The sequence below is a fragment of the Geodermatophilus sp. SYSU D01186 genome, from assembly GCF_054050215.1.
This window is the reverse complement of record NZ_JBJGYW010000025.1, coordinates 14,109-36,761: the sequence shown is the minus strand read 5'-3', so window position 1 is coordinate 36,761 and position 22,653 is coordinate 14,109. Positions and strand designations below refer to the sequence as shown.

Sequence of the window (22,653 nt, the reverse complement as noted above, 5' to 3'; positions counted from 1 at the left end):
CCTCCGGCACCGTCGGGACGACGACGGAGGGTGGTGTCGGCGCGACCGGCCCCGGCCCAGGCTGGGCGGCGTCCGCCGACGGCCGGCGCACCACGCGCGGCCGGGGCGGGCGGAGCGGAGGTCCTCCCGGTGACCGAGCAGCAGACGCCCTACCCGGTGCGGGTCGACGCGCGGGTGGACCCGCCGCTGTCGCGCTGGCTGTGGCTGGTCAAGTGGTTCCTGCTGATCCCGCACGCCGTCGTCCTGGCGTTCCTGTGGGTGGCCTTCGTCGTCCTGACCACGGTCGCCTGGTTCGCCATCCTGATCACCGGCCGCTACCCCCGGGCGCTGTTCGACTTCGACGTCGGGGTGCTGCGGTGGTCGTGGCGCGTGCACTACTACGGCTACGCGGGGCTGGGCACCGACCGGTACCCGCCGTTCACCCTCGCCGACGTCCCCGACTACCCGGCGCGGCTGGACGTGCCCTACCCCGAGCGGCTCTCCCGCGGGCTGGTGCTGGTGAAGTCCTGGCTGCTGGCGCTGCCGCACTGGCTGGTGCTGGCGCTGTTCGTCGGGGGTGGCCTCTGGCTCACCGGGCAGGACGGGTGGGAGGACTCCGGCTGGGCCGGTGGCGGCCTGGTCGGGCTGCTGGTGCTGGTCGCCGCGGTCGTGCTGCTGTTCACCGGCCGCTACCCGCAGCCGCTGTACGACTTCGTGCTCGGCATGGACCGCTGGGTGCTGCGGGTCGCCGCCTACGCGGCCCTGATGACCGACCGCTACCCGCCGTTCCGGCTCGACATGGGTGGCGCCGACCCCGCCACCGCGGCGGCCGGGCCGCTCCCGCCGCTCCCGCAGGGGCCGGCCCGCGCGGTGCCGGGCGGCTGGAGCGCCGGCCGCGTCGTCGCCCTCGTGGTGGGCGTGCTGCTGATGCTGGTGTCCACCGGCCTCCTGGCCGGGGGCACCGGCCTGGCGGTGGCCGACACCACGCAGCGCGAGGACGGCTACCTGTCGACGCCGACCGCCGAGCTCACCACGTCCCGGTACGCGCTGGTGACCGGCTCGATCACCCTCGACGTCGCGGGGGACGAGTGGCTGGTCGACGACGTGCTCGGCGACGCGCGCCTGCAGGTCACCCCGGCCGACCCGGCGGTGGCGGTCTTCGTCGGCGTGGCCCGCACCGGTGACGCCACGCGGTACCTGTCGGGTGTGGGGCACCGGCGGATCGACGACCTCGGCTCCGACGGCGGCCGCGTGCGGGGCGTGGACGTCGCCGGCGGCGCACCGCAGAGCGCGCCCGGTGCCCTCGACATCTGGGAGGTCCAGGTGCAGGGCACGGGGACGCAGACCCTCGACTGGACGCCGTCCGACGGCAACTGGACCGTGGTGGTCATGCGGGCCGACGGCACCGCCGGGGTGGACGTCGAGGCGCGGGCCGGCGTCACCGCTCCCGCCCTGCCGTGGCTGTGGGGCGGCCTGCTGATCGTGGGCGCCGTCCTCCTGGTGGGCGGTGCGGTGCTCGTCGCGCTCGCGGTGCACCGCGCGTCGTCGTCCCCGGGGCCCGGCGGTGTGCCCGCGCAGCCGGTCCCGCCGCCTGGGCCGTCCGTGGCCCCGCCCGGGCCGCCGCCCGCGCCGCCGGCGCCGCGCACCGCCCCGGTCACGGACCAGCCGGTGCGCGACCCCGGGCCCGCGGGCTGACCCGCCGCCGTCGGCTGCGATCCTGCGGCGCCGCGCGCGAAGGTCTGTCGCCGCGGCGCCGGAGACGGCACGGTGGGCGCCGTGGTCCCCAGGTGCGAGGGGCGGCCGGACGCAGCAGATCGAGGTCTTCCCATGGTGGTCCACGAGCGGAGCCGCGCCACGGCGCGGGATCCGGGGGAGGCGTTCGCCGCGCTCACCCGGTTGCGTGTCGCCACCCAGCCGCTCGTCGAGACCCTCGGCCGGATCGCCGAGCTGGCGACGGCGGTGCTGCCCGGCCCGGCGGAGGCGGCGGTGGCCCTGCAGGGTGCCGGGCACGACGTCGTCCGCGGGGCGACCGCACCGCTGGCGGCCGCGCTGGACGGGTGGCTGCACGCCGCGGGCCGCAACCGGCGCGCGGGCGGCGCGCCGGTGCTCATCCCGGACACCGCCCGCGAGCCGGCGCTGCGGGAGTTCGCCGCCCACGGGGTCACCAGCGTCCTGTCGGTCGGGCTGACCGTGGAGGGGCGCACCGTCGGCTCGCTGACCGTCGTGCGCACCGGCGGCGGCCCGTTCGACGTCGCGGCGGTGGAGCTGGCCCGGGCGTTCGCCGCGGTCGCCGCCGGGGCGGTGGCCCGCGCCGGTGAGCACGCGACGGCGGCGGAGACGGCGCGGACGCTGCGCCTGGCGATGGAGTCCCGGGCGGTCATCGAGCAGGCCAAGGGCGTGCTGATGGGGCGGCACCACTGCTCGGCGGAGGAGGCGTTCCGGCTGCTGTCCACCGAGTCGCAGCGCACCAACCGCAAGCTGCGCGACCTCGCCGCGGACCTGGTGGGCGCCGTGCAGCGGCGGCCGGCCCGGCCGCGGGGAGCCGCCGTCCCGGGGCGCGGGCCGGGCTAGTGCCGGACGGCGCGTTTGTGCTGGTGGTGCCCGGCGCACCAGGCTGAGGGGATCCCGACCGCGCCCGGAGGCAGCATGGACACCAGCCTGGACATCACGGCGACCCCGGAGTGGGCCGCTCTGGCCGAGCACCACCGCGCCCTCGCTGGCCGGCACCTGCGAGAGCTGTTCGCCGAGGACCCCGACCGCGGACGGCGGCTGACCGCCCGCGCCGGCGACCTGTACCTCGACTGGTCCAAGCACCGGGTGACCGACGAGACGCTGCGGCTGCTGGTCGCCCTCGCCGAGCGGGCCGGCCTGCGGGAGCGGATCGACGCCATGTTCCGGGGTGAGCACGTCAACCCCACCGAGGACCGCGCCGTCCTGCACGTGGCGCTGCGGGCGCCGGCCGGCGCCGCGCTCACCGTCGACGGGCAGGACGTGACCGGCGACGTGCACGCGGTGCTGGGGCGGATGCGCTCCTTCGCGCAGCGGGTGCGCTCGGGGGAGTGGGTGGGGCACACCGGGCGGCCGATCCGGGCGGTGGTCAACATCGGCATCGGCGGCTCCGACCTCGGCCCGGCGATGGCCTACACGGCCCTGCGCGCCTACAGCGACCGCGACCTGACTGCGCGGTTCGTCTCCAACATCGACCCGACCGACTTCGCCGAGGCCACCCGCGACCTCGACCCGGCCGAGACGCTGTTCGTCGTCTCGTCGAAGACGTTCACCACGCTGGAGACGCTGACCAACGCCACCGTCGCCCGCGACTGGCTGCTGCGCGGGCTGGGCGGCGACGAGTCCGCGGTCGCGAAGCACTTCGCGGCGGTGTCGACCAACACCGAGGCGGTGCGCGAGTTCGGCATCGACCCGCAGAACATGTTCGAGTTCTGGGACTGGGTGGGTGGCCGGTACTCCTTCACCTCGGCCATCGGCCTGTCGCTCATGGTCGCCATCGGCCCCGACGCCTACGACGAGATGCTCGCCGGGTTCGCCACCATCGACGAGCACTTCCGCACCGCGCCGTTCGAGGCGAACCTGCCGGTGCTCCAGGGCCTGCTGAACGTCTGGTACACCGACTTCTTCGGCGCCCAGACCCACGCCGTGCTGCCCTACAGCCAGTACCTGTCGCGGCTGCCGGCCTACCTGCAGCAGCTGACGATGGAGAGCAACGGCAAGTCGGTGCGGTGGGACGGGCAGCCGGTGACGACGGCGACCGGCGAGGTCTACTGGGGCGAGCCGGGCACCAACGGCCAGCACGCCTTCCACCAGCTGCTGCACCAGGGGACGTCGCTGGTGCCGGCGGACTTCATCGGCTTCGGCGAGCCCAACCACGACATCGGCGAGATGCACGACCTGCTGATGGCCAACATGTTCGCCCAGTCGGCGGCGCTGGCCTTCGGGAAGACCGCCGAGGAGGTCGCCGCCGACGGGACGCCGGCCGAGCTGGTGCCGCACAAGGTCATGCCCGGCAACCGGCCGTCGACGACGATCCTCGCGCCGAGGCTGACGCCGTCCACGCTCGGGCAGCTGGTGGCCCTCTACGAGCACACGGTCATGACCCAGGGCGTCGTGTGGCAGATCGACTCGTTCGACCAGTGGGGCGTCGAGCTGGGCAAGGTGATGGCCCGCGAGCTGGCCCCGGCCCTGACCGCCGCGCAGGCGCCGCAGCTGGACCAGGACGCCTCGACCTCCGCCCTCGTCGCGCACTACCGGCAGCTGCGCGGCCGCCGCGTGTGAACCGGCCCGGCGTCAGCCGAGGTCGGCGGCCACCATCGGGACGAGGGTGAGGTGCGGCTTGTTCTGCTCGAGCACCCGCAGCGACCACTTGTCGGTGAACAGCGCCAGCAGCTGCCCGTCGGGGCGCGCCAGCACCTCGGCGTTGCGGTGGGCGGCGAGCTCGGCGGCCGACTCCGCGTCGGTGATCCGCGCCAGGTTGTAGGGCAGCGGCTCGAGCGAGATCCGGGCGCCGAACTCGTGCTCCATCCGGTGGCTGGCCACCTCGAACTGCATGGGCCCGACGACGGCGAAGACGGGGGCGCCGTCCCCGCGCCGTTCGGAGACCAGCACCTGGACGACGCCCTCGCCGGCCAGCGTCTCGATGCCCTTGCGGAACTGCTTGTACCGGCTGGTGTCGGCCACCCGGGCGACCGCGAAGTGCTCGGGCGCGAACGTCGTCACCGGCGGGTAGGTGACCGGCCGGCCGGCGTGGAGGGTGTCGCCGACGCCGAGCGCCGCGGCGTTGACCAGGCCGACGACGTCCCCGGGATAGGCGGTCTCGATGGTCTCCCGGTCGCGGCCGAAGACCTGCTGGGCGTACTTGGTGGCGAACGGCCGGCCGGTGCGCGCGTTGGTGACGACCATGCCGCGCTCGAAGACCCCGGAGCAGACCCGGATGTAGGCCAGCCGATCGCGGTGGCCGGTGTCCATGCCGGCCTGCACCTTGAAGACGAAGGCGCTGAACGGGGCGTCGAGCGGGTACGGCTCGCCGTCGGCGTCGGGGCGCGCGGTGGGCGCCGGGGCGAGGTCGACGAGGACGTCGAGCAGCTGGCCGACGCCGAAGTTGGAGACGGCGGAGGCGAACAGCACCGGCGTCGTGGCCCCGGCCAGGAACAGCTCCTGGTCGTGCTCGGCGCCGGTCTCGGCGAGCAGGTCGGACTCCTCGACCGCCTGCTGCCAGGCGTCCCCCTCGCGGGCGGCCGCCGCGGCGGCGGGGAAGACCTGCTCGGGGGCGACGGTGGCGCCGCCCGCGGTGCGGGTGAAGTGCCGGTAGGTGCCGTCGCGCCGGTCGAGGACGCCGCGGAAGTCGCCGGCGATGCCCACCGGCCAGGTCAGCGGCGTGGGGGTGAGGCCGGTGCGCTCGGTGATCTCGTCCATCAGCGCGAGGGCGTCCATGCCCGGCCGGTCCCACTTGTTGACCACGGTGATCACCGGGATGCCGCGGTGCTTGCAGACGGCGAACAGCTTCATCGTCTGCGCCTCGAGGCCCTTGGCGGCGTCGACGAGCATCACCGCGGCGTCGACCGCGGTCAGCACCCGGTAGGTGTCCTCGGAGAAGTCCGCGTGGCCGGGGGTGTCCAGCAGGTTCACCACGCAGTCGCGGTAGGCGAACTGCAGCGCCGCGGAGGTGATCGAGATGCCGCGGTCGCGCTCCATGTCCATCCAGTCGGACACGGTGCCGCGCCGGCCGGCCTTGCCGTGCACCGCGCCGGCCGAGCCGATCACGCGGGCGTGCAGGGCCAGGGCCTCGGTGAGCGTCGACTTCCCGGCGTCCGGGTGGCTGATCACCGCGAACGTCCGCCGCCGCGCGACCTCCCCGACGATCCGGTCGTCCGCCGGGCGTGCGCCGGCGGTGGCCATGGGGGACGAGCTCACGGGGGGACTCCTGGGTACGCGGGGCGGGCGGGGCCGCCGTTCCCGGACCGCTGGGCTGCGGAGACCGCGCGCGGTTCCGGGGCGCCCCTCCCTCCGACGTTACGGCACGCAGGGGTGCCGGGGGCGCGCCGTGCCGGTCACCTCCGTCACGCGGTGGTGCCGGCGCCCGGGGTGTCGGTCAGCGGAGTTGCTCGACCAGTCCGATGACGACGCCCGCGGGGCCGCGGACGTAGCAGTACCGGTAGGCGTCCCCGTACTGCGCCACCTCCCCCACCAGTTCGGCGCCGTGTGGGCGCAGGCGGGCGAGGACGTCGTCGACGGCGTCGACGGCGAACGTGAGGCGGGGGATGCCCGGGGTGTTGATCGGCGCCCACGGAGCACCGCTGGTGGCCGTCGGCGCGGAGAACGTCGACAGCTCGACCCGGCCGCGGCCGTCCGGGGTCCGCAGGAAGGCCAGGTCCGCCCGGACGCCGTCCAGCCCGACGAGCTGGTCCACCCACGTCCCCTCGACCGCGGTCTCGCCCTCCAGTTCCAGGCCCAGGTCGACGAAGAACGCGATGGCCGCGGCGAGGTCCTCGACCACGACGCCGGCGTGGTCCATCCGGTAGACCGTCATGCCCCCGCAACGTAGGGGAACGAGGACCTCAGCCGAACTCACCCGCGCCCGAGCTCGGCGAAGGTGTCGGCCACCCAGTCGGCGACGAACGTGCTCACGTACGGCAGGTGGTCCAGCCCGATGTGCTCGGTCGCGCCCTCCTCGGGGGTGAACACCCGCAGCTCGCGCTTGGGCGAGTTCACCGCCTGGTCGTACGAGCGGTGCGCGTACTCCAGCGGGATCTGCCGGTCGTTGGCGCCGTGAGCGATGAGGAAGGGCACGGTGATGTTCTCGACCACGCCGTCGAGGTGGACGTCGTCGGCGAACTCGATGAACCGCTGCAGGTCCTCGTGCCCCCACACCCACAGCACGTGCTCCCAGTAGTGGGGGACCGGCCGCTCGCCCTCGCGCTCCAGCCGCCGGCGCTGCACCGCGCCCCAGTCGTGGTTGGCGCCCCAGGCCACGCACAGGGCGAACCGCTTCTCGAACGCGGCCGCGCGCGGGGCGTAGTAGCCGCCCAGCGACCAGCCGACGATGCCGATCCGCGCGGCGTCGACGTCGGGCCGCTGCTCCAGCCAGTCGACGGCCGCGCCGGCCCAGGCCTCGGTGTCGATGCGGGCGGTCAGCCCCTGCAGCCGCAGCGCCTCACCGGTGCCGGGCTGGTCGAGCATCAGGCAGGAGATGCCGCGGGCGGCGAGCTCGGCCCAGTGGTCCGAGGAGTACATGTGCTCCTTGGTCGAGTCCAGCCCGTTGACCAGCACGATCACCGGGGCGGGCCCGTCGTCGGTGGCCGGCGCCGCACTGAAGTAGGCCGGCAGCGTCGTCCCCTCGTAGGGGATCTCGACGCGGGAGACGCGGGGGCTGTGCAGCTCGAAGGCCTTCTGCGCCAGCTCCAGCAGCCGCCGGTAGGTCGGGATCCGGTTCGGGTCGGAGTGCGCGAGCATCCGCTCGGCCTGGGCCAGGTAGTTGCTCGCGCGGGAGTAGAGCTGGCCGGCGGTACGGGTGTGGCCGGCCTTCTCGGCGTCCTCGGCTTGGCCGACGAGCTGGTCGGTCAGCGCCGTCCAGGCCCGGAGGAAGTCCGGGGTGCCGGCGTCCTCCCCGGCGTTCGCGGCGTCCTTGATCGGCCGGCAGGCGCGGTCGACCTCGTCGATCAGCCCGCCGGAGTTCAGCGTCGCGACGACGCTGAGGTTCCAGGTGTAGGGGCCGGTGGGGAAGTACTCGAACACGGTGGGGTTCCTCTCGGGTGGTTCAGGAGGCGGCGCGGACGGCGTCGCTGATGCTCTTCACGCCGCCGTGGGCGGTCATCCCGCCGTCGACGGGGATCTCGGCCCCGGTGATGAAGGAGGCCTCCTCGCTGAGGAGGAAGGCCACCAGCGGGGCGACCTCGTCGACGGTGCCGGTGCGGCCGAGCGGTGTCTCGGCGACGTTGGCGGCGCGGAACTCCGCGGCCGCCGACGCGGTCATCGGCGTCTCGATGTAGCCGGGGTGCACGGTGTTGACCCGGATGCCGTGCGGGCCGAGCTCCAGGCACGCGGCCTTGGCCAGGCCGCGCAGCGCCCACTTCGACGCGGTGTAGGCGACCGGGAAGTGGCCGGTCAGCGCGGCGACCGAGCCGACGACGACGACCGACCCGCCGGCGGTCATCAGCGGGGTGAGCGCCTGGATGCCCAGCAGGGTGCCGGTGACGTTGACGTCGGCGACGCGGGTGAGGTCGGCCGGGTCGAGGTCGGCCAGCCGGGCCCGCCAGGTGACCCCGGCGTTGGCGACCAGCCCGTCGACGACGCCGTACCGGGCCCGCAGGTCGTCGGCGAGCGCGGCCCAGCCGTCGGCGTCCGTGACGTCGAGCTGCCGGTACTCCACGCCCGGCAGTTCCTCGGCCGGCTCCGGGGTGCGGTCGCAGCCGACCACCGTGGCGCCCTCGGCCGCGAGCAGTCGCGCCTCGGCCGCGCCCTGTCCCTGGCCGGCGCCCGTGACGACGACGACCTCGCCCCGCAGCCTCATGCGGGTCGCTTGCGCAGCCGTGGCCGCGGCCGGGCCGGGCGGACCGGGGGCAGCTCGCGGCCCTCGACGACGCGGTTGCGGAGGGTGCCGATGCCCTCGACGGTCATCTCCACGACGTCGCCGGGGCGCAGCGGGGGCGGGGTCTGCTCGCCGCGGCGGCCCCACAGCTCGGCCAGGCAGCCGCCGTTGCCGCAGGTCCCCGAGCCCAGCACGTCGCCGGCGCGGACCTCGGTGCCGCGGGAGGCGTAGGAGATGAGCTCCTCGAACGGCCAGCCCATGTTGCTCAACAGGTCCTGGCCGACCTCCTCGCCGTTGACCGAGACCCGCATGTCCAGGGCGAGGAAGCCCTCGTCGTCCCGGTAGGCCTCCAGCTCGTCGGCGGTGACCAGCCAGGGGCCGAGGGTGGTCGCGGAGTCCTTGCCCTTGGCCGGGCCGAGCTTGACCGCCATCTCCCGGAACTGCAGGTCGCGGGCGGACCAGTCGTTGAGCACGGTGTAGCCGAAGACGTGCTCGCGGGCCTGCTCCGGCGTCAGCGACGAGCCGTCCTGGCCGACGACGACGGCCACCTCGAGCTCGAAGTCGAAGCGCTGGGAGCCGGGCGGGACCGGCACGTCGTCGTGGGCCCCGACGAGCGCGTACGGGTTGGTGAAGTAGAACGTCGGCGCCTGGTACCACTCCGGCGCGACCGCCTCACCGCTGGGCGCGACCATCCCCTCGACGTGTTCCTCGAACGCGACGAAGTCGCGCACCGTCGGCGCCGCCAGCGGCGGCAGCAGCCGGACGTCTCCGATCGGCACGGCCGGCCGGTCCAGGGCGAGCGCGCCGAGGTCGAGCGCGGCGGGGAGCCCCGCGCGGACGAGGTCGAGCACCGTCGTCCGCGCGGGGAGCTCGTGCAGGCCGGCGTCACTCACGACGCCGGCGCGGACCGCGCCGTCCGCCTCCCAGGTGGCGAACCGCATCAGACCGGCGGGGCCACGAACAGGCCCTTGTCCGGGTCGTTGAACGACTTCGCGGCGACGAACTCGTTCATGGCGTTGGCGGTGCCCCACTGGTCGGAGACTTCCGGCCGGGTGAAGTCGTAGACGTGCGGGTGCCAGGTGTCCTCGTCGAGGACCTCCAGCTCGGTCGTGTACTCGACGGTGTTGCCGTGCGGGTCGAGGAAGTAGGAGAAGGTGTTGTTGCCGGCCAGGTGCCGGCCGGGGCCCCAGATCTTCTCCACGCCCGCGCGCAGCAGCCGGCCGGTGCCGCGCATGTACTCGTCGATGCCGCGCAGCTCGAAGCTGGCGTGGTGCAGCGAGGGGTGCGGGCCGCGGGCGATCGCCATCGAGTGGTGCCAGGCGTTGGTGCGCAGGAACCACATCATGCTGCCCATCCGCGGGTGCATGAGGGTGTCCGACAGGGAGAAGCCCAGGTGCCTGTCGTAGAAGGCGACGGTGCCCTCGGGGTCGGCGGAGTTGACCACCACGTGCGACAGCCGCACCGGGATCGACTCACCCGCCTCGACCGGGCGGTGCTGCCGCACGGCGACGTCCGAGCTGACCTCGACGGTGCGGCCCTCGTTGTCGAAGAACCGGAAGCCGTAGCCGCCGCCGGGGGTCTGCAGGGTGCCGGGCTCGGTCACCAGCTGCACGCCGTCGGCGGCCAGCCGCCCGGCGAGGGTGTCGACGTCGGCGGCGTCCTTCGCGCCGAAGGAGATGAGGTCGATCCGCTTGTCGGCGGACTCCCGCAGCCGGACGACGTACTGCTCGGGGCTGCCCTCGGCGGCGAGGAAGGTGAGGCCGGAGTCGGTGTGCTCCTCCTTCAGGCCCCAGGTGTCGGTGAAGAACCGGCGTTGGACGGCGAGGTCGGGCACGGCCAGGTCGACGTGCCGCAGGTGGGTGATCAGGCGCTGGGGCATGGTGGTGTCACTTTCTTCCGATCATGACGGCCCTCCTGCAGGGGCCCGGCGCGAGCTCGCGAGCGCTGGGGGCAGGAGGGTCCTCTTGTCAGGCGGGCTGGCTGGTCAGCTGGGCGATGCGGCGCATCACGCCGGGGACGTCGCCCTGGACGTGGTCGAGCTGCCACTGGGCGACCTGGTTGGAGGCCTCGACGACGGTGCTGGCGCGCTCGAACCGGCGGGCGGTGAAGGCGTCCCACAGCGCGTCGTCGACGGCGTCGCGGGTGAGCAGCAGGTCGGTGAGTGCGTAGGCGTCCTCGAGTGCCTGCGCGCCACCCTGGGCGACGGTGGGCGGGCAGGTGTGCGCGGCGTCGCCGACGAGCACGACCCGGCCGCGGTTCCACGGGGCGGGCAGGACGTGGGTCTCGAACCAGGTGTAGTTCACCCGGCTCGGGTCGGTCAGCGTCTCGCGGATCTCGTCCCACGGGCCGTGGTAGGCCTGCGAGAGCTCCTTCATCGTGGCCAGCTGCTGCTCGGGCGTCAGGGGAGAGCGGTCCTGGGCGGGCTCGACGATGTAGGCGTAGAGGCTGTCCTCGCCGGTGGGGCAGTAGCCGGCGATGAACGAGGGCCCGCCGTAGAACAGGTCGGTACGGGTCACGCTGGCCGGCCGGGGGCCGAAGACCCGCCAGATGCCCATGCCGACCGACGTCGTCTCGAGGTCGATGCCCAGCGCCCGGCGGGTCCAGGAGCGGACGCCGTCGGCACCGACCACCAGCTCGTAGCGGTCGGTCGAGCCGTCGGCGAAGGAGACGTCGACACCGTCCGCGTCCTGGCGCAGCTCGGTGTGCGTCGTCCCGAACCGGACCTTGACGCCGACCGCGACCGCGCGGTCGACGAGGATCCGGGCCAGCTCCGGGCGGGACATGCCCATGGCAGCGGGCAGGTCCGGGCCGCCGGTCCGGGCGTCGGGGATCTCGGCGACCACCGTGCCGGCCGGGTCGGGCGCCCGGATGCCGGTGACGTCGAAGGCGTAGCCGGCGGCCCGCACCTGCTCCCAGACGCCGAGGGTGCGCAGCTCGCGCAGCGCGTTGCCCTGCAGCGTGATGCCCGAGCCGAGCGCGGTGGTCTCGGGCTTGATCTCCACGAGGTCCACGGCGACGCCGGCCTCGGCGAGGCGGATGGCGGTGGCGGTGCCGGCCAGGCCGGCGCCGACCACGAGGACCGAGTTCACGGCGGGCACGGGCGTGCTCCTCACTTGACGGCGATCGGGTTGACCGGGGCGCCGACGGCGCCGGTCACGGGCAGGGGAGCGGCGGTGAGGAAGAAGTCCCACCGGCCGTCGGCGGCGCAGTCGGCCGCGAGCGCGTCGAGGTCCCACATCTCGCCGATGAACAGGCCCATGTTCGGGATGGCGACCTGGTGCAGCGGCTGGAAGGCGACGTCGAACTCGTTGGGCCGGACCTCGAAGCCCCACGTGTCGGTGGCGACGCCGGCGATCTCGGTGCCGTGCAGCCAGTCGGCGGTGGTGAAGCTCAGGCCGGGGGAGGCGCCGCCGGCGTAGTCGCCCCAGCCGCGGCCCTCGGCGATGTCGCGGCGGGCGCGGGCGAGCCGGCCGGTGCGCACGAGCAGGAGGTCGCCGCGGTGGACCCGGGCGCTCTCGCCCTGGGCGGCGATGGTGGCCTCGAGGTGCGCAGGCGTGATGGCGAAGCCGTCGGGCAGCTCGCCGTCGGTGCCGAGGGCCCGGCCGACGTCGAGCAGGACCCCGCGGCCGGCGATCAGCGAGGCGACGGTCTCGATGCCGGTGACGGCGTCGCCCTCGCTGGTGACGACGTCGCCGGCGCGGCGGCCGTTGTAGGCCATCCCGTGGTCGAAGATGTGGCCGAGGCCGTCCCACTGGGTGGAGGCCTGCAGCGGCATGAAGATGACGTCGTCGGCCCCGCCGATCCCGTGCGGGAAGCCCTGGGTGCCGCGCTCGGCGTCCACGCCGGTGTCGGTCATCGTGTGCACCGGGTTGACCCGCCGCCGCCAGCCCTTCTGCGGGCCGTCCGTGTCGAAGCGCTGGGCCAGCGAGAAGCTGGCGCCGCGGCGCACCAGCCGGGCGCCCTCGACCCGCTTGGCCTCGTCGAGGAAGTTCAGCGTGCCGAGCACGTCGTCGGCGCCCCAGCGGCCCCAGTTGGAGCAGCGCTCGGCGGCGGCGGCGATGGCGCCCTCGGGGTCGGCGGGGTCCAGCGGCGGGACGTCGGTGGTGGTGCGGGTCACGCCGTCCACGGTCGCGGGCGACCGGGTATCAGGGAAGACCGAAAGGGTGATGTCGGTCATCGATGGCATCTATAGGCTGCGCGACCGTGAACCTGGCCAACCTCGACCTCAACCTGCTGGTGTCGCTGGACGCGCTGCTCGGCCAGCGCAGCGTCACGCGGGCGGCACAGCAGCTGGGGCTCAGCCAGCCCGCGCTGTCGGCGTCCCTGGCCCGGTTGCGTCGGCACTTCGGCGACGAGCTGCTGTCGCGGGTGGGCAACAGCTACCGGCTGACGCCGCTGGCCGCGCAGCTCAGGCCGCGGGTGCGGCTGGCGCTGGACGGCGTGGAGCGGGTGTTCACCGCGCAGCCGGACTTCGACCCGGCCGGGTCCACCCGCGAGTTCTCCGTGCTGATCAGCGACTACAGCTGCGCCGTCCTCGGCGACACGCTGGCCCAGCTGTTGGAGGAGGAGGCGCCGGGGGCCCGGCTGCGGCTGGCGCACAACACCCCGGACGCGGTCGACCAGGCCCACCAGACGTTGCTCAACACCGACCTGATGGTGCTGCCGCGCGGCTTCCTCTCCGACCTGCCCTACGCCGACCTGCACCGCGACCGGTGGGTGCTCGTCGTCTCCTCCGACAACGCCGAGGTGGGGGAGTCGCTCACCGTCGAGCAGCTGCAGACGATGCCGTGGGTGGCCACGTACCACGGGCCGACGGCGTCCACCCCGGCCGCGCGGCAGATGCGGATGCTGGGCATCGAGCCGAGGGTCCAGGTGGTGACCGAGAGCTTCCTGACCGTGCCGGGGCTCGTGGCCGGCAGCGGCCGGATCGCGTTGCTGCAGGAGCGACTCGTCCGGTTGCTGCCGTTGGACGCCGGCATCCGGGCGCTGGCGCCGCCGTTCGAGGTGGGGCCGCTGCTGGAGGCGATGTGGTGGCACCCGCTGTACGACGGCGACCCGGAGCACATGTTCTTCCGGGACCTGGTGCTGCGGGCGGCGCACCAGGCGACCGACCCGGTCGGGTGAGACATCAGCCTCGCTGATAGGGCGCATCAGGACTTCGCCGTTCCCTGATGGACGTCGGCGTCCGCACACTCCTCCGCCAGTGACGCCGGTCACGGGACCGGCGCCCGATCGAGGAGTGCCCGTGTCGGAACGTGTCCTCAACTCGCCCGCGCCCGGAGCGGAGTCGCTGGCCGGCGAGGTCGCCGTCGACCCCGCCACGGGGCGACCGGCCGGCCTGCCGCAGGCGCTGGTCCTGCTGCTGTCCAGCTGCCTCGGCGTGCTGGGGTCGGTGCTGCTGGCGCCCGTGCTGCCCCGCATCCAGGACGCCTTCGCCGGCACGCCGGGCGTGGAGGCCCTGACCCCGATCGTGCTCACCGCGCCGGCGCTGGTCATCGGCCTGACCGCGATGGTGGCCGGCCGGATCGTGGACCGGGTCGGCCGCAAGCGCCTGCTGGTCGGTGCCCTGGTCGCCTACGCGCTCGCCGGCACCGCGCCGCTCTGGCTGGACTCGCTGCAGCTGATCGTGGCCAGCCGCGTGCTGGTGGGGCTCACCGAAGCAGCGATCATGACCTGCTGCACCACGCTGCTCGGGGACTACTTCCACGGCTCGCAGCGGGAGCGCTACTTCGGCCTGCAGGTCGTGTCCACCACCGTCGCGGCCACCGTCTTCTTCGGTCTCGGCGGCGCCCTGGGCGCCCAGGACTGGCGCACGCCGTTCTGGCTGTACGCGGTCAGCCTGCCGCTGGCGGTGCTCGCCGCGAAGTACGTGTGGCAGCCGACGCCGGTCGCGCGGACCGAGAAGCTGCCGCCGATGCCGTGGCGGCAGATGGCCGGCCCGGTCGGCGTCACGCTCTTCGGTGGCCTGGTCTTCTACGTCCTCATCGTCGAGCTGTCGTTCGTCCTGGACGGCATCGGCGTGGAGTCCACCGGGACCATCGGCGCGGTCAGCGCCATCGCCTCGCTGGGCACGGCGGTCGGCGGGTTCCTGTTCGCCCGGGCCGCCCGCCTCGGCCCCGCCGTCACCGTGCCGGCGGCCTTCGCCCTCTCCGGGGTCGGGCTCCTCGGGCTCGGGCTCGCGAGCTCGGTGCCGATGGTGGTGGTGTTCGCCGTGGTCACCGGGTTCGGCAACGGACTGCTGCTGCCCGCGATGCTCAGCTGGGCGCTCGGGTCGCTGAGCTTCGAGCAGCGCGGCCGCGGCACCGGCGTGTGGACCTCGGCGATGTTCATCGGCCAGTTCGTCTGCCCGCTCGTGGTGCTCGGCCTCAGCGGTGCGATCAGCGGGCTGGGGTCGGCGCTCGTGGTCATCGGCGCCCTCGCCGTGGTCGCGGCGGTCGGTGTGCGGCTGGCCCGGCCGTCCGCGGCGGCCGACCCGGCGCTCACCCACTGACTCCTCCCACCCTCGGTCTCCCCGGCCGGCCGCGCCCCTCCTCCGAGGGGTGCGGCCGGCCGGAGGCGGCGGTCGGTCGCCTCGTCGACAGGTCGACCCCGCGACTGGTCGAGGTGTCGACACGGGGCCCGCCGTCGGACCTTCACGGGCCGGACACCCGCGGCTCGTGTCGGCGTCACGGGGCCGCCGCCCGGCGTCGACAGCGTGCGGGCATGCGCGTCATCGGCCATCGCGGCACGCCCACCTGCCCGTCTCATCCCGAGAACACCCTCGCCGCCGTCCGCGCCGCCCTGGAGGCCGGCGCCGACGGGGTCGAGGTCGACGTCAGGAGCACCGCGGACGGCGTCCTCGTCGTCTCCCACGACCGCGACCTCGGGCGCGTTCTCGGCACCGGCGCCGGCACCGGGCCCGTGGTGGCCCAGACCTCCTCGGCCGAGATCCTGGACGTCGAGCTCCCCGGCGGCACCGTCGTCCCGACCCTGGGTGCGGTGCTGGACCTCGCCGCGGTGTTCGGGGCGCACGTCCTCACCGAGGTGAAGCCGGAGGCCGGTGGGCCGGAGGCCTGGCGGACGGCGAACCTGCTGGCCGCCCACCTGATCGACCGCCGCCGCCGGCTGCCCCGCGCCGACCGCGTCACGACCACGTCGTTCGACCTGACCACCGCCGCGTCGCTGTCCGGGTGCGGCACCGTGTCCAGCGCCCTCATCGTCGCGCCGGAGGTCGACCCCGACCGGGCCGCCCGTCAGGCCCGGGAGCGCGGGCTGACCGACGTCCACCTGTCGCCTCTGCACGTGCGGGCGGACCCCGGGGTGGTCGCCCGCGTCCGCGCGCTCGGCCTGCTGGTCGGCGTCGGCGTCGTCGACGAGCCGCAGCTCGTGGCCGCCCTGGCCACCGAGGGGGTCGACATGGTCTGCACCGACGACCCGGCAGGCCTCGTTGCCGCACTCACGCCGGCCGCTGCCTGAGTGGGGGCGGGCGCGCCGTCCTGCCCGCCGGGGCTCTAGACCCCGGCGGCCACCAGCTCGTAGTCGCCGAGGTCCAGCTCCGAGGTGCGCTTGCGGTAGTCCTCGACGCTGCCGGACCAGTTGTTCGTGATGCGACCGTCAGGCGTCTTGTACCAGCTGTTGCAGGGGCCGGCGAAGGAGGTGCCGCGCAGCTCGTCCTGCAGCTGTGCGTTGTAGTGCTCGAGCACCTCCGGCCGGAGGTCCAGCGCGGCGCGCTCCTCCCTGCTCACCTCCAGGGCGCGGAGGACGTAGTCGAACTGGCACTCGAGCATCGCGATGATCGAGTTGTGGCCGAGGTTGGTGTTCGGCCCGTAGAGGATGAACAGGTTGGGGAACCCCGACACCGTCATGCCGAGGTAGGCCTCCGGCCCCTCCCGCCAGGCGTCCCGGAGCGAGACCCCGTCACCGCGGCGAGGCGGCCAGCTCTTCGGTGATCGGCCGACGATGTCGACGTGGCCGACGAAGGACAGCGTCTCGAAGCCCGTGGCGTAGACGATCACGTCCATCTCGTGCAGCCGGCCGTCCCCGGTGCGCACGCCGGCCGGCTCGATGCGCTCGATCCGCTCGGTGACCAGGTCCACGTTGTCCCGCATGAGCGCCGGGTAGAAGGTGTCGGCGATCAGCAGCCGCTTGCAACCGATCGGGTACTTCGGCCACAGCTTCTCGCGCAGCTCGGGGTCGGGGACCTGGCTCTCCAGGTGCTCCCGGGCGATCCGGGTGAACTCCTGGGCGACCGGGTTGTCCTCGAGCTTCATCGCCCCGATCCAGCCCTCGTGCTCCCAGTAGTAGCCGTCCCGGCTCTCCTGCAGCTTCGCCGGGTCCTCCAGGAACATCCTCCGCTCCTCGTCGGTGTACGGGCGGTCCAGGCGCGGCACGCAGTAGTTCGGCGTCCGCTGGAAGACCGTGAGGTGCCCGGCTACCTCGGCGACCTCGGGGATGAACTGGACGGCGCTGGCGCCGTTGCCGATGCTGGCGACCCGCTTCCCCCGCAGGTCGACGTCGTGACGCCAGCGGGCCGAGTGCCACGACGTGCCCTCGAAGTGCTCGCGGCCCTCGATGCCCTTGAAGCTCGGCCGGTTCAGCTGGCCCCACGCCGCCACGAACGCCCGTGCCCGGATCTGCTCACCGGAGAGGGTGGTGATGACCCACTGCGCGGTCTCCTCGCTCCACGCGGCCTCGGTGATCTCGGCGCCCAGGCGGATGTGGGAGTTCAGGCCGCGCCGAGCGACGAGGCGTTCGATGTTGGCCTGGATCTCCGGCTGGAACGCGAAGACGCGGCTCCAGTCCGGCTGCTCGTCGAAGGAGAACCAGTACAGGTGCGACTGGACGTCGCAGCTGGCGCCGGGGTAGCTGTTGTCCCGCCAGGTGCCCCCGACGCGGTCCTCCTTCTCGAGGATCACGAAGGACTCCTCGCCGGCCATCTTCAGCTTCATGCCCATCCCGAGCCCGGCGAGGCCGGCTCCGAGGATGGCGACCTCGTACACCTCGGTGTCCATGCGTCCCCCTCTGTGTGGTGCGCGCTCAGCGCTGGATCGGGTGCTGGTCCAGGAAGTCGGCGACGATGCGCAGCAGGTCGTCGGGCCGTTCGATGTGCAGGCCGTGGCTGGACCCGGGGCCGGTCACGAGCTCGTAGCGGGCCCCGGGGATCCGGTCGGCGACCGCCTTGGACTGCCACTGCGGGGTGAGCAGGTCCTGCTCACCGACGACCACGAGCGTCGGGACGGTGATGCCGCCCAGCCGGTCCAGCGTGTCGTGCGCCAGGTCGGCGTCCCACTGCTCGGTGGTCACCGCCATCTGCGCCTCGTCCTGCGGGAAGGCCGGCAGCATCGGCTCGAGGAGCTGGAGGAAGTCCGGGCGGTCCAGCAGTTGCGGGGAGAACGCGAGCCCCGCGGCGCCCAGCGCCGCCTCCATGTCGCGGGTCGCGTAGGGATGCCGGAGCGCGGTGAACACCGACCGCTGGTGGCCGTCGCAGCGTCCCCACGTCGCGTAGAGCACGGCCGTCGCCACCTGCCGGGGGTGGGCCAGCGCCATCTCCTGGGCCACGGCCGACCCGAGGGACCAGCCCATGACGTGGGCGGAGGGCACCTCCAGCGCCTCCAGCAGGGCGGCGGCGTCGTCGGCCAGGGACGCCGCGGTGATCGGACCCTCGCCCCGCTCGCTCCCGCCGAGGCCCCGGTTGTCGAACGCGATGACCCGGTACCGCTCGGCCAGGCGGGGGACGACCTCACCCCACAGGCCGATCGAACCCGAGGTGCCCATCACCAGCAGGAGCGGATCGCCCTGCCCCGCCGTCTCGTAGTTCAGCCGGACGCCGGTCCGGACGGCCTGCTGTGGCATGGGGACCCCTGAGGACCGGGGCGCGGCCTCGTGGCCGTCGCGTGACCTCGGTCACAGGCTCCGAGTCTGACACGCGCCTCGGAACGGCGACCAGCCCGCCCGGACGAGGTCCGGACGGGCTGGTCGGTCGATCGCCTGCGGGTCAGGCGGCGCGCTGTACCTGCCGGCCCACCCGCTCCGGGGCGTTCCAGCGCATCTCCATGTGCCGGCGCCCGGACGCGTCCACCACCGACACCCACCGGCACTCGGGACAGTTCTCGCTTCGCACGGCAGCCACCTCTCGTTCACCTGTTGTTCACCTTCTCGTCAGGGAACGGTCAGATCACACCCGCGCGGGCGGATCGTGATCGATTCGTGACCTAGAGCCAGCCCAGCACCGAGGCGCCGACGCCGACGTGCAGCACCGCTCCCGGCACCACGCCGACCGCCGTGCCCAGGGCGTGCGGCACCCAGCGCACGCTGGACAGCCCCGCCGCGTAGCTGACCACCCAGAACGGCACCGGGCTCACCCGCGCGGTGAGCACCGCGAGGAACCCGCGGTCGCGCAGCAGCCGGTCCGCCCGCGCCAACCACCGGCCGGTCAGCCGGGAGACGGCGTCGCGGCCCAGCCGCCGGCTCAGTGCGAAGCCCGCCAGCCCGCCGAGCAGGCCGGCCCCCACGGCCACCGCGAGCCCCGCGGGGAACCCGGCCGCGGCACCCAGCAGCAGCGACAGCGCCGTGCGCGGCACCGGCGTGCACAGCGCCAGCGCCACACCGCCGACCAGGAGGCCCCAGCCGCCCGGCCCCGTGTCGTGCAGCCAGGAGCGCAGCGCCGGGACGCCGGGCCGCTCCACGGTCAGCGCGAGGACGAGGCCGGCTCCGAGCAGCACGCCGAGGACGGCGGCCCGCAGCCGCCAGGCCGGTGCGGGCCCGTCACCCGGCACCGCCCGGCTCAGGCGTCGACGACGATCGGGATGATCATCGGGCTGCGGCGGTAGGTCTTGTTCGCCCACGAACCCACCGCGCGGGCGATCAGCTGCTCCAGCTGCACCGCCCCGCCGACGCCCTCCTCGGCCGCCCTCGCCAGCGCCTTCTCGATCACCGGGATCGCCGTCTCGAACGTCGCCTCGTCGTGCACGAAGCCGCGGGCGAGGAAGTCCGGCTCCTCGGCCAGGGCGCCGGTGTCGGCGTCCACGATCGCCACCACGGTGATGACGCCCTCCTGGGCCAGCGTGCGACGGTCGCGCAGGTGCGCCTCGGTGGCCTCGCCGACGGTGGCGCCGTCGACGTAGACGTTGCCCGCGGGCACCTTGCCGGTGATGCGCACCTTGCCGTTCACCAGGTCGACGACGACGCCGTCCTCGGCGATGACCACGCCGCGCGGGTGCACGCCGGTGCGGATCGCGATGTCGGCGTTGGCCCGGAGGTGCCGCCACTCGCCGTGCACCGGCATGACGTTGCGCGGGCGGACGACGTTGTAGCAGTAGGCGAGCTCCCCGGCGCTGGCGTGGCCCGAGACGTGCACCTTCGCGTTGCCCTTGTGGACGACGTTGGCGCCCCAGCGGGTCAGCTCGTTGATCACCCGGTAGACGGCGTTCTCGTTGCCCGGGATCAGCGAGCTGGCCAGCAGCACGGTGTCGCCGTCGGTGATCCGGATGACGTGGTCCCGGTTGGCCATGCGCGACAGCGCGGCCATCGGCTCGCCCTGGGAGCCGGTGCAGATCAGGCAGACCCGGTCGGCGGGGAGCTTCTCCAGCTCCTTCATGTCGACCAGCAGGCCGGGCGGCACGGTGAGGTAGCCGAGGTCGCGGGCGATGCCCATGTTGCGGACCATCGAGCGGCCGACGAAGGCGACCTTGCGCCCGTGCGCGGCGGCGACGTCGAGGATCTGCTGGATGCGGTGCACGTGGCTGGCGAAGCTGGACACGATGACCCGCTTCGGTGCCGTGCGGAACACCGTCTCGATCGCCGGCACCAGCTCGCCCTCGGAGGTGGTGAACCCCGGCACCTCGGCGTTGGTGGAGTCGGTGAGGAAGAGGTCGACCCCCTCCTCGCCGAGCCGGGCGAACGCGCGCAGGTCGGTGATGCGCCGGTCCAGCGGGAACTGGTCCATCTTGAAGTCGCCGGTGTGCAGCACCATCCCGGCCGGGGTGCGGATGGCGACGGCGAGCGCGTCGGGGATGGAGTGGTTGACCGCCACGAACTCGCAGTCGAACGGCCCGAACGTCAGCTCGTCGCCCTCGCGCACCTGGCGGGTCGCCGGCCGGATGCGGTGCTCCTTGAGCTTGGCGTCGACGAACGCCAGCGTCAGCTTCGACCCGACCAGCGGGATGTCGGGGCGCTCGCGCAGCAGGTAGGGCACGCCACCGATGTGGTCCTCGTGCCCGTGGGTGAGCACGATCGCCTCGACGTCGTCCAGCCGGTCCCGGATCGAGGTGAAGTCCGGGAGGATCACGTCGACCCCCGGCTGGTGCTCCTCGGGGAAGAGCACCCCGCAGTCGACGATCAGCAGCTTCCCGGCGAACTCGAAGACCGTCATGTTGCGGCCGATCTCCCCGAGGCCGCCGAGGGCGACCACCCGCAGGCCGCCGTCCGGGAGCGGCGGGGGTGTGCGGAGCTCGGGGTGTGCGTGACTCATGCCGTCAACGCTACGGCGGCGGTCCGGTGCGCCTGCGCCGACCGGCCGGAACCCGGGTTGGATGGGCCCGGTGAGCACGGGATGGCTGGTCAGGGACGCGACCGTCGACGACGCCGCGGCCTGCGCGGAGCTCTACGCCCCCTACGTCCGCGACACCGCGATCTCCTTCGAGACCGAGCCCCCGACGACCCCGGAGATGGCGACCCGGATCACCGCGGCCCTCGCCACGCACGCCTGGGTGGTGTTGGAGGACGGCGGCCGGGTCGCCGGCTACGCCTACGGCGCGCCGTTCAACGCGCGGCCCGCCTACCGCTGGTCGGTGTCGGTCAGCGTCTACACCGAGGAGGGACGCCGCCGCCCCGGGGCCGGCCGAGCGCTCTACGCCGCCCTGTTCGACCGGCTGGCCGCCCGCGGCTACCGGATGGCCCTCGCCGGCATCGCGCTGCCCAACGACGCGAGCACCGGCCTGCACCGGGCGCTGGGGTTCGAGCCGGTGGGCACCTACCGACGGGTCGGCTGGAAGCACGGCCGCTGGCACGACGTCGCCTGGTGTCAGCGCCCCCTCGGCGACGTGGACGCCGACGGCGAGCCGGAACCGCCACGCTGAGTCGGCGCGACGACATCGCCGCGCGGTGACTCCCCGACACCGGAGCCGAGAGCCTGGTCCGCCCAGGTCGCCACCTCGGCGACCACCTCGGCGGCCGGCCGGATCGCGGTCACGTCACCGACCCCCTCCCCGGCGTACAGGGCCATCGCGTCGACCGATCCGGACACCGCCGCGATCGGGGGCATGCCCGCTCCGCGCGGGAGGGGCACCTCCGCACCGCGCGCCCGGAGGGTGCCGACGAACTCACCGTCGAACCGGGCCGCCCGCTCCACGGCGCTGCGCAGCACCCGGGCCCGCGGGCTGGTCGCGCACAGCGGGCACTCCACGGCGAAGGAACCGGTCACCACGGTCGACCCGGCGGAGGCGCCCACCAGGGCCCGCCGGTAGTCCGGATGGGCCCCGGACTCCTCGGTCGCGACGAACAGCGTGCCGATCCGGGCGCCTGCTGCGCCGGCCCGGAGCACCGCGGCGAGCGCGGGCCCCGACGCGATGCCGCCGGCGGCCAGCACGGGCACCCGGACGGCGCCGAGCACGTCGTCCAGCAGCACGCGCAGCGGTTGCGCGCCCCGCACGTGGCCACCGGCCTCGGTGCCCTGCACCGTCACCAGGTCGCACCCGGCGTCCTCCGCGGCGCGCGCCTCGCCGACCGAGCCGACCTGCCAGCCCACCAGTGCGCCGGCGGCGTGGGCCAGCTCCACCAGCCGCGTCCGGGGGGTCAGCCAGAAGAAGTCGAGCAGCCGCACCCGCTCGGCTGCGGCGGTGACGACCTCCTCGTCGACGTCCTCGGTGAGGACGTTCACCGCGATGACGCCGGCGGTGCGCGCCCGCACCCCGTCGACGGCCCGGACCACCTGGTCCGCCGTCATGCCGATCGCGCCCACCGTCCCCACGCCGCCGGCCTCGGCGACCGCGGCGACGAGGGCGGGTGTGGACACCGCCCCCATCGGCGCCTGTTGCACCGGCACGGAGCAGCCGGTGAGCTCGGTGAAGCGGGTCGTTGCCATGGCGCCTCCTCGGCCGGCCGGGCCCCGACCGTCCCGCCGCGCCGGCGGCGGCTCCAGGGCCCTTCGTCGGTGCTGG

The 22,653-nt window shown here is 74.1% G+C and carries 21 protein-coding genes; 7 read left to right on the top strand and 14 right to left on the bottom strand.

The features are described from left to right. Nucleotides 1-129 precede the first annotated feature (129 nt). From ACI784_RS17770 to pgi, 3 genes are all read left to right on the top strand, one after another. Nucleotides 130-1,674 (top strand): DUF4389 domain-containing protein, encoded by a 1,545-nt coding sequence (locus ACI784_RS17770; protein WP_457014363.1) that lies wholly within the window; start codon nt 130-132, stop codon nt 1,672-1,674. A 132-nt stretch (nt 1,675-1,806) separates the two neighbouring features. Then, on the top strand, nt 1,807-2,550 hold the full coding sequence (locus tag ACI784_RS17765; protein WP_457014362.1) for an ANTAR domain-containing protein: 744 nt from the start codon (nt 1,807-1,809) through the stop codon (nt 2,548-2,550). Nucleotides 2,551-2,625: 75 nt separating this feature from the next. After that, entirely contained in the window at nt 2,626-4,269 is a 1,644-nt protein-coding gene (gene pgi / locus ACI784_RS17760) for a glucose-6-phosphate isomerase (RefSeq protein WP_457014361.1), read from the top strand. 12 nt (nt 4,270-4,281) lie between these two features. Here pgi and ACI784_RS17755 read toward each other — a convergent pair whose 3' ends face one another. The 8 genes from ACI784_RS17755 to ACI784_RS17720 all read right to left on the bottom strand — a co-directional run bounded on the left by ACI784_RS17755 (nt 4,282) and on the right by ACI784_RS17720 (nt 12,635). Further along, nucleotides 4,282-5,904, bottom strand: coding sequence for a peptide chain release factor 3 (locus tag ACI784_RS17755; RefSeq protein ID WP_457014360.1), 1,623 nt, complete (start codon nt 5,902-5,904; stop codon nt 4,282-4,284). A 178-nt stretch (nt 5,905-6,082) separates the two neighbouring features. Continuing rightward, nucleotides 6,083-6,520, bottom strand: coding sequence for a VOC family protein (locus ACI784_RS17750; RefSeq protein WP_457014359.1), 438 nt, complete (start codon nt 6,518-6,520; stop codon nt 6,083-6,085). 38 nt (nt 6,521-6,558) lie between these two features. Then, nucleotides 6,559-7,725: an alpha/beta hydrolase family protein gene (locus ACI784_RS17745; RefSeq protein WP_456925370.1), complete on the bottom strand. Its 1,167-nt coding sequence runs from the start codon at nt 7,723-7,725 to the stop codon at nt 6,559-6,561. Nucleotides 7,726-7,747: 22 nt separating this feature from the next. Beyond that, the gene (locus tag ACI784_RS17740) at nt 7,748-8,500 is read right to left on the bottom strand and encodes an SDR family NAD(P)-dependent oxidoreductase (RefSeq protein ID WP_456925371.1); all 753 of its coding nucleotides are present in this window, start codon (nt 8,498-8,500) and stop codon (nt 7,748-7,750) included. Next, nucleotides 8,497-9,459, bottom strand: a complete 963-nt coding sequence (locus ACI784_RS17735) for a fumarylacetoacetate hydrolase family protein (protein WP_457014358.1) — start codon at nt 9,457-9,459, stop codon at nt 8,497-8,499. Before ACI784_RS17735 ends, ACI784_RS17740 begins: the two co-directional genes overlap by 4 nt. Continuing rightward, nucleotides 9,459-10,397, bottom strand: coding sequence for a VOC family protein (locus tag ACI784_RS17730; protein WP_456925373.1), 939 nt, complete (start codon nt 10,395-10,397; stop codon nt 9,459-9,461). The genes ACI784_RS17735 and ACI784_RS17730 overlap by 1 nt, the downstream gene beginning before the upstream one ends. Nucleotides 10,398-10,485: 88 nt before the next feature. After that, entirely contained in the window at nt 10,486-11,616 is a 1,131-nt protein-coding gene (locus ACI784_RS17725) for an FAD-dependent oxidoreductase (protein ID WP_457014357.1), read from the bottom strand. An 11-nt stretch (nt 11,617-11,627) separates the two neighbouring features. After that, nucleotides 11,628-12,635: a cyclase family protein gene (locus ACI784_RS17720; RefSeq protein WP_457014356.1), complete on the bottom strand. Its 1,008-nt coding sequence runs from the start codon at nt 12,633-12,635 to the stop codon at nt 11,628-11,630. A gap of 86 nt (nt 12,636-12,721) precedes the next feature. On the opposite strand from ACI784_RS17720, the gene ACI784_RS17715 reads away from it, so the two are divergent. The 3 genes from ACI784_RS17715 to ACI784_RS17705 all read left to right on the top strand — a co-directional run bounded on the left by ACI784_RS17715 (nt 12,722) and on the right by ACI784_RS17705 (nt 15,973). Continuing rightward, the gene (locus ACI784_RS17715) at nt 12,722-13,642 is read left to right on the top strand and encodes a LysR family transcriptional regulator (protein WP_456925376.1); all 921 of its coding nucleotides are present in this window, start codon (nt 12,722-12,724) and stop codon (nt 13,640-13,642) included. Nucleotides 13,643-13,763: 121 nt separating this feature from the next. Continuing rightward, nucleotides 13,764-15,008 (top strand): MFS transporter, encoded by a 1,245-nt coding sequence (locus ACI784_RS17710; protein ID WP_457014355.1) that lies wholly within the window; start codon nt 13,764-13,766, stop codon nt 15,006-15,008. Between the two features lie 212 nt (nt 15,009-15,220). Beyond that, a complete protein-coding gene (locus ACI784_RS17705) occupies nt 15,221-15,973 on the top strand; it encodes a glycerophosphodiester phosphodiesterase (protein WP_457014354.1) in 753 nt (250 codons plus the stop codon). A 35-nt stretch (nt 15,974-16,008) separates the two neighbouring features. Here ACI784_RS17705 and ACI784_RS17700 read toward each other — a convergent pair whose 3' ends face one another. From ACI784_RS17700 to ACI784_RS17680, 5 genes are all read right to left on the bottom strand, one after another. Continuing rightward, nucleotides 16,009-17,508 carry a flavin-containing monooxygenase gene (locus ACI784_RS17700; RefSeq protein WP_457014353.1) on the bottom strand — a complete coding sequence of 500 codons (1,500 nt, stop codon included), beginning with the start codon at nt 17,506-17,508 and terminating at the stop codon, nt 16,009-16,011. 25 nt (nt 17,509-17,533) lie between these two features. Beyond that, a complete protein-coding gene (locus ACI784_RS17695; protein WP_457014352.1) occupies nt 17,534-18,349 on the bottom strand; it encodes an alpha/beta fold hydrolase in 816 nt (271 codons plus the stop codon). A 142-nt stretch (nt 18,350-18,491) separates the two neighbouring features. After that, the gene (locus ACI784_RS17690) at nt 18,492-18,617 is read right to left on the bottom strand and encodes a hypothetical protein (RefSeq protein ID WP_457014351.1); all 126 of its coding nucleotides are present in this window, start codon (nt 18,615-18,617) and stop codon (nt 18,492-18,494) included. Nucleotides 18,618-18,708: 91 nt separating this feature from the next. Then, complete coding sequence (locus ACI784_RS17685) at nt 18,709-19,272, bottom strand: TVP38/TMEM64 family protein (protein ID WP_456925382.1); 564 nt, start codon at nt 19,270-19,272, stop codon at nt 18,709-18,711. Between the two features lie 8 nt (nt 19,273-19,280). Beyond that, nucleotides 19,281-20,966: a ribonuclease J gene (locus ACI784_RS17680; RefSeq protein ID WP_456925383.1), complete on the bottom strand. Its 1,686-nt coding sequence runs from the start codon at nt 20,964-20,966 to the stop codon at nt 19,281-19,283. Nucleotides 20,967-21,036: 70 nt separating this feature from the next. Here ACI784_RS17680 and ACI784_RS17675 point away from each other — a divergent pair, with 70 nt between their 5' ends. Then, nucleotides 21,037-21,573 (top strand): N-acetyltransferase family protein, encoded by a 537-nt coding sequence (locus ACI784_RS17675; RefSeq protein ID WP_456925384.1) that lies wholly within the window; start codon nt 21,037-21,039, stop codon nt 21,571-21,573. Here ACI784_RS17675 and ACI784_RS17670 read toward each other — a convergent pair. Then, nucleotides 21,519-22,577, bottom strand: coding sequence for an NAD(P)H-dependent flavin oxidoreductase (locus ACI784_RS17670; RefSeq protein ID WP_457014350.1), 1,059 nt, complete (start codon nt 22,575-22,577; stop codon nt 21,519-21,521). The genes ACI784_RS17675 and ACI784_RS17670 overlap by 55 nt on opposite strands. Between the last annotated feature and the right edge of the window lie 76 nt (nt 22,578-22,653).

Excerpts from the sequence above, each read along its gene's own strand:
- ACI784_RS17750 (WP_457014359.1), bottom strand. The coding sequence starts at position 6,520 with ATGACGGTCTACCGGATGGACCACGCCGGCGTCGTGGTCGAGGACCTC.
- pgi (WP_457014361.1), top strand. The coding sequence starts at position 2,626 with ATGGACACCAGCCTGGACATCACGGCGACCCCGGAGTGGGCCGCTCTG.
- ACI784_RS17680 (WP_456925383.1), bottom strand. The coding sequence starts at position 20,966 with ATGAGTCACGCACACCCCGAGCTCCGCACACCCCCGCCGCTCCCGGAC.
- ACI784_RS17740 (WP_456925371.1), bottom strand. The coding sequence starts at position 8,500 with ATGAGGCTGCGGGGCGAGGTCGTCGTCGTCACGGGCGCCGGCCAGGGA.
- ACI784_RS17765 (WP_457014362.1), top strand. The coding sequence starts at position 1,807 with ATGGTGGTCCACGAGCGGAGCCGCGCCACGGCGCGGGATCCGGGGGAG.
- ACI784_RS17735 (WP_457014358.1), bottom strand. The coding sequence starts at position 9,459 with ATGCGGTTCGCCACCTGGGAGGCGGACGGCGCGGTCCGCGCCGGCGTC.
- ACI784_RS17705 (WP_457014354.1), top strand. The coding sequence starts at position 15,221 with ATGCGCGTCATCGGCCATCGCGGCACGCCCACCTGCCCGTCTCATCCC.
- ACI784_RS17670 (WP_457014350.1), bottom strand. The coding sequence starts at position 22,577 with ATGGCAACGACCCGCTTCACCGAGCTCACCGGCTGCTCCGTGCCGGTG.
- ACI784_RS17695 (WP_457014352.1), bottom strand. The coding sequence starts at position 18,349 with ATGCCACAGCAGGCCGTCCGGACCGGCGTCCGGCTGAACTACGAGACG.
- ACI784_RS17730 (WP_456925373.1), bottom strand. The coding sequence starts at position 10,397 with ATGCCCCAGCGCCTGATCACCCACCTGCGGCACGTCGACCTGGCCGTG.
- ACI784_RS17700 (WP_457014353.1), bottom strand. The coding sequence starts at position 17,508 with ATGGACACCGAGGTGTACGAGGTCGCCATCCTCGGAGCCGGCCTCGCC.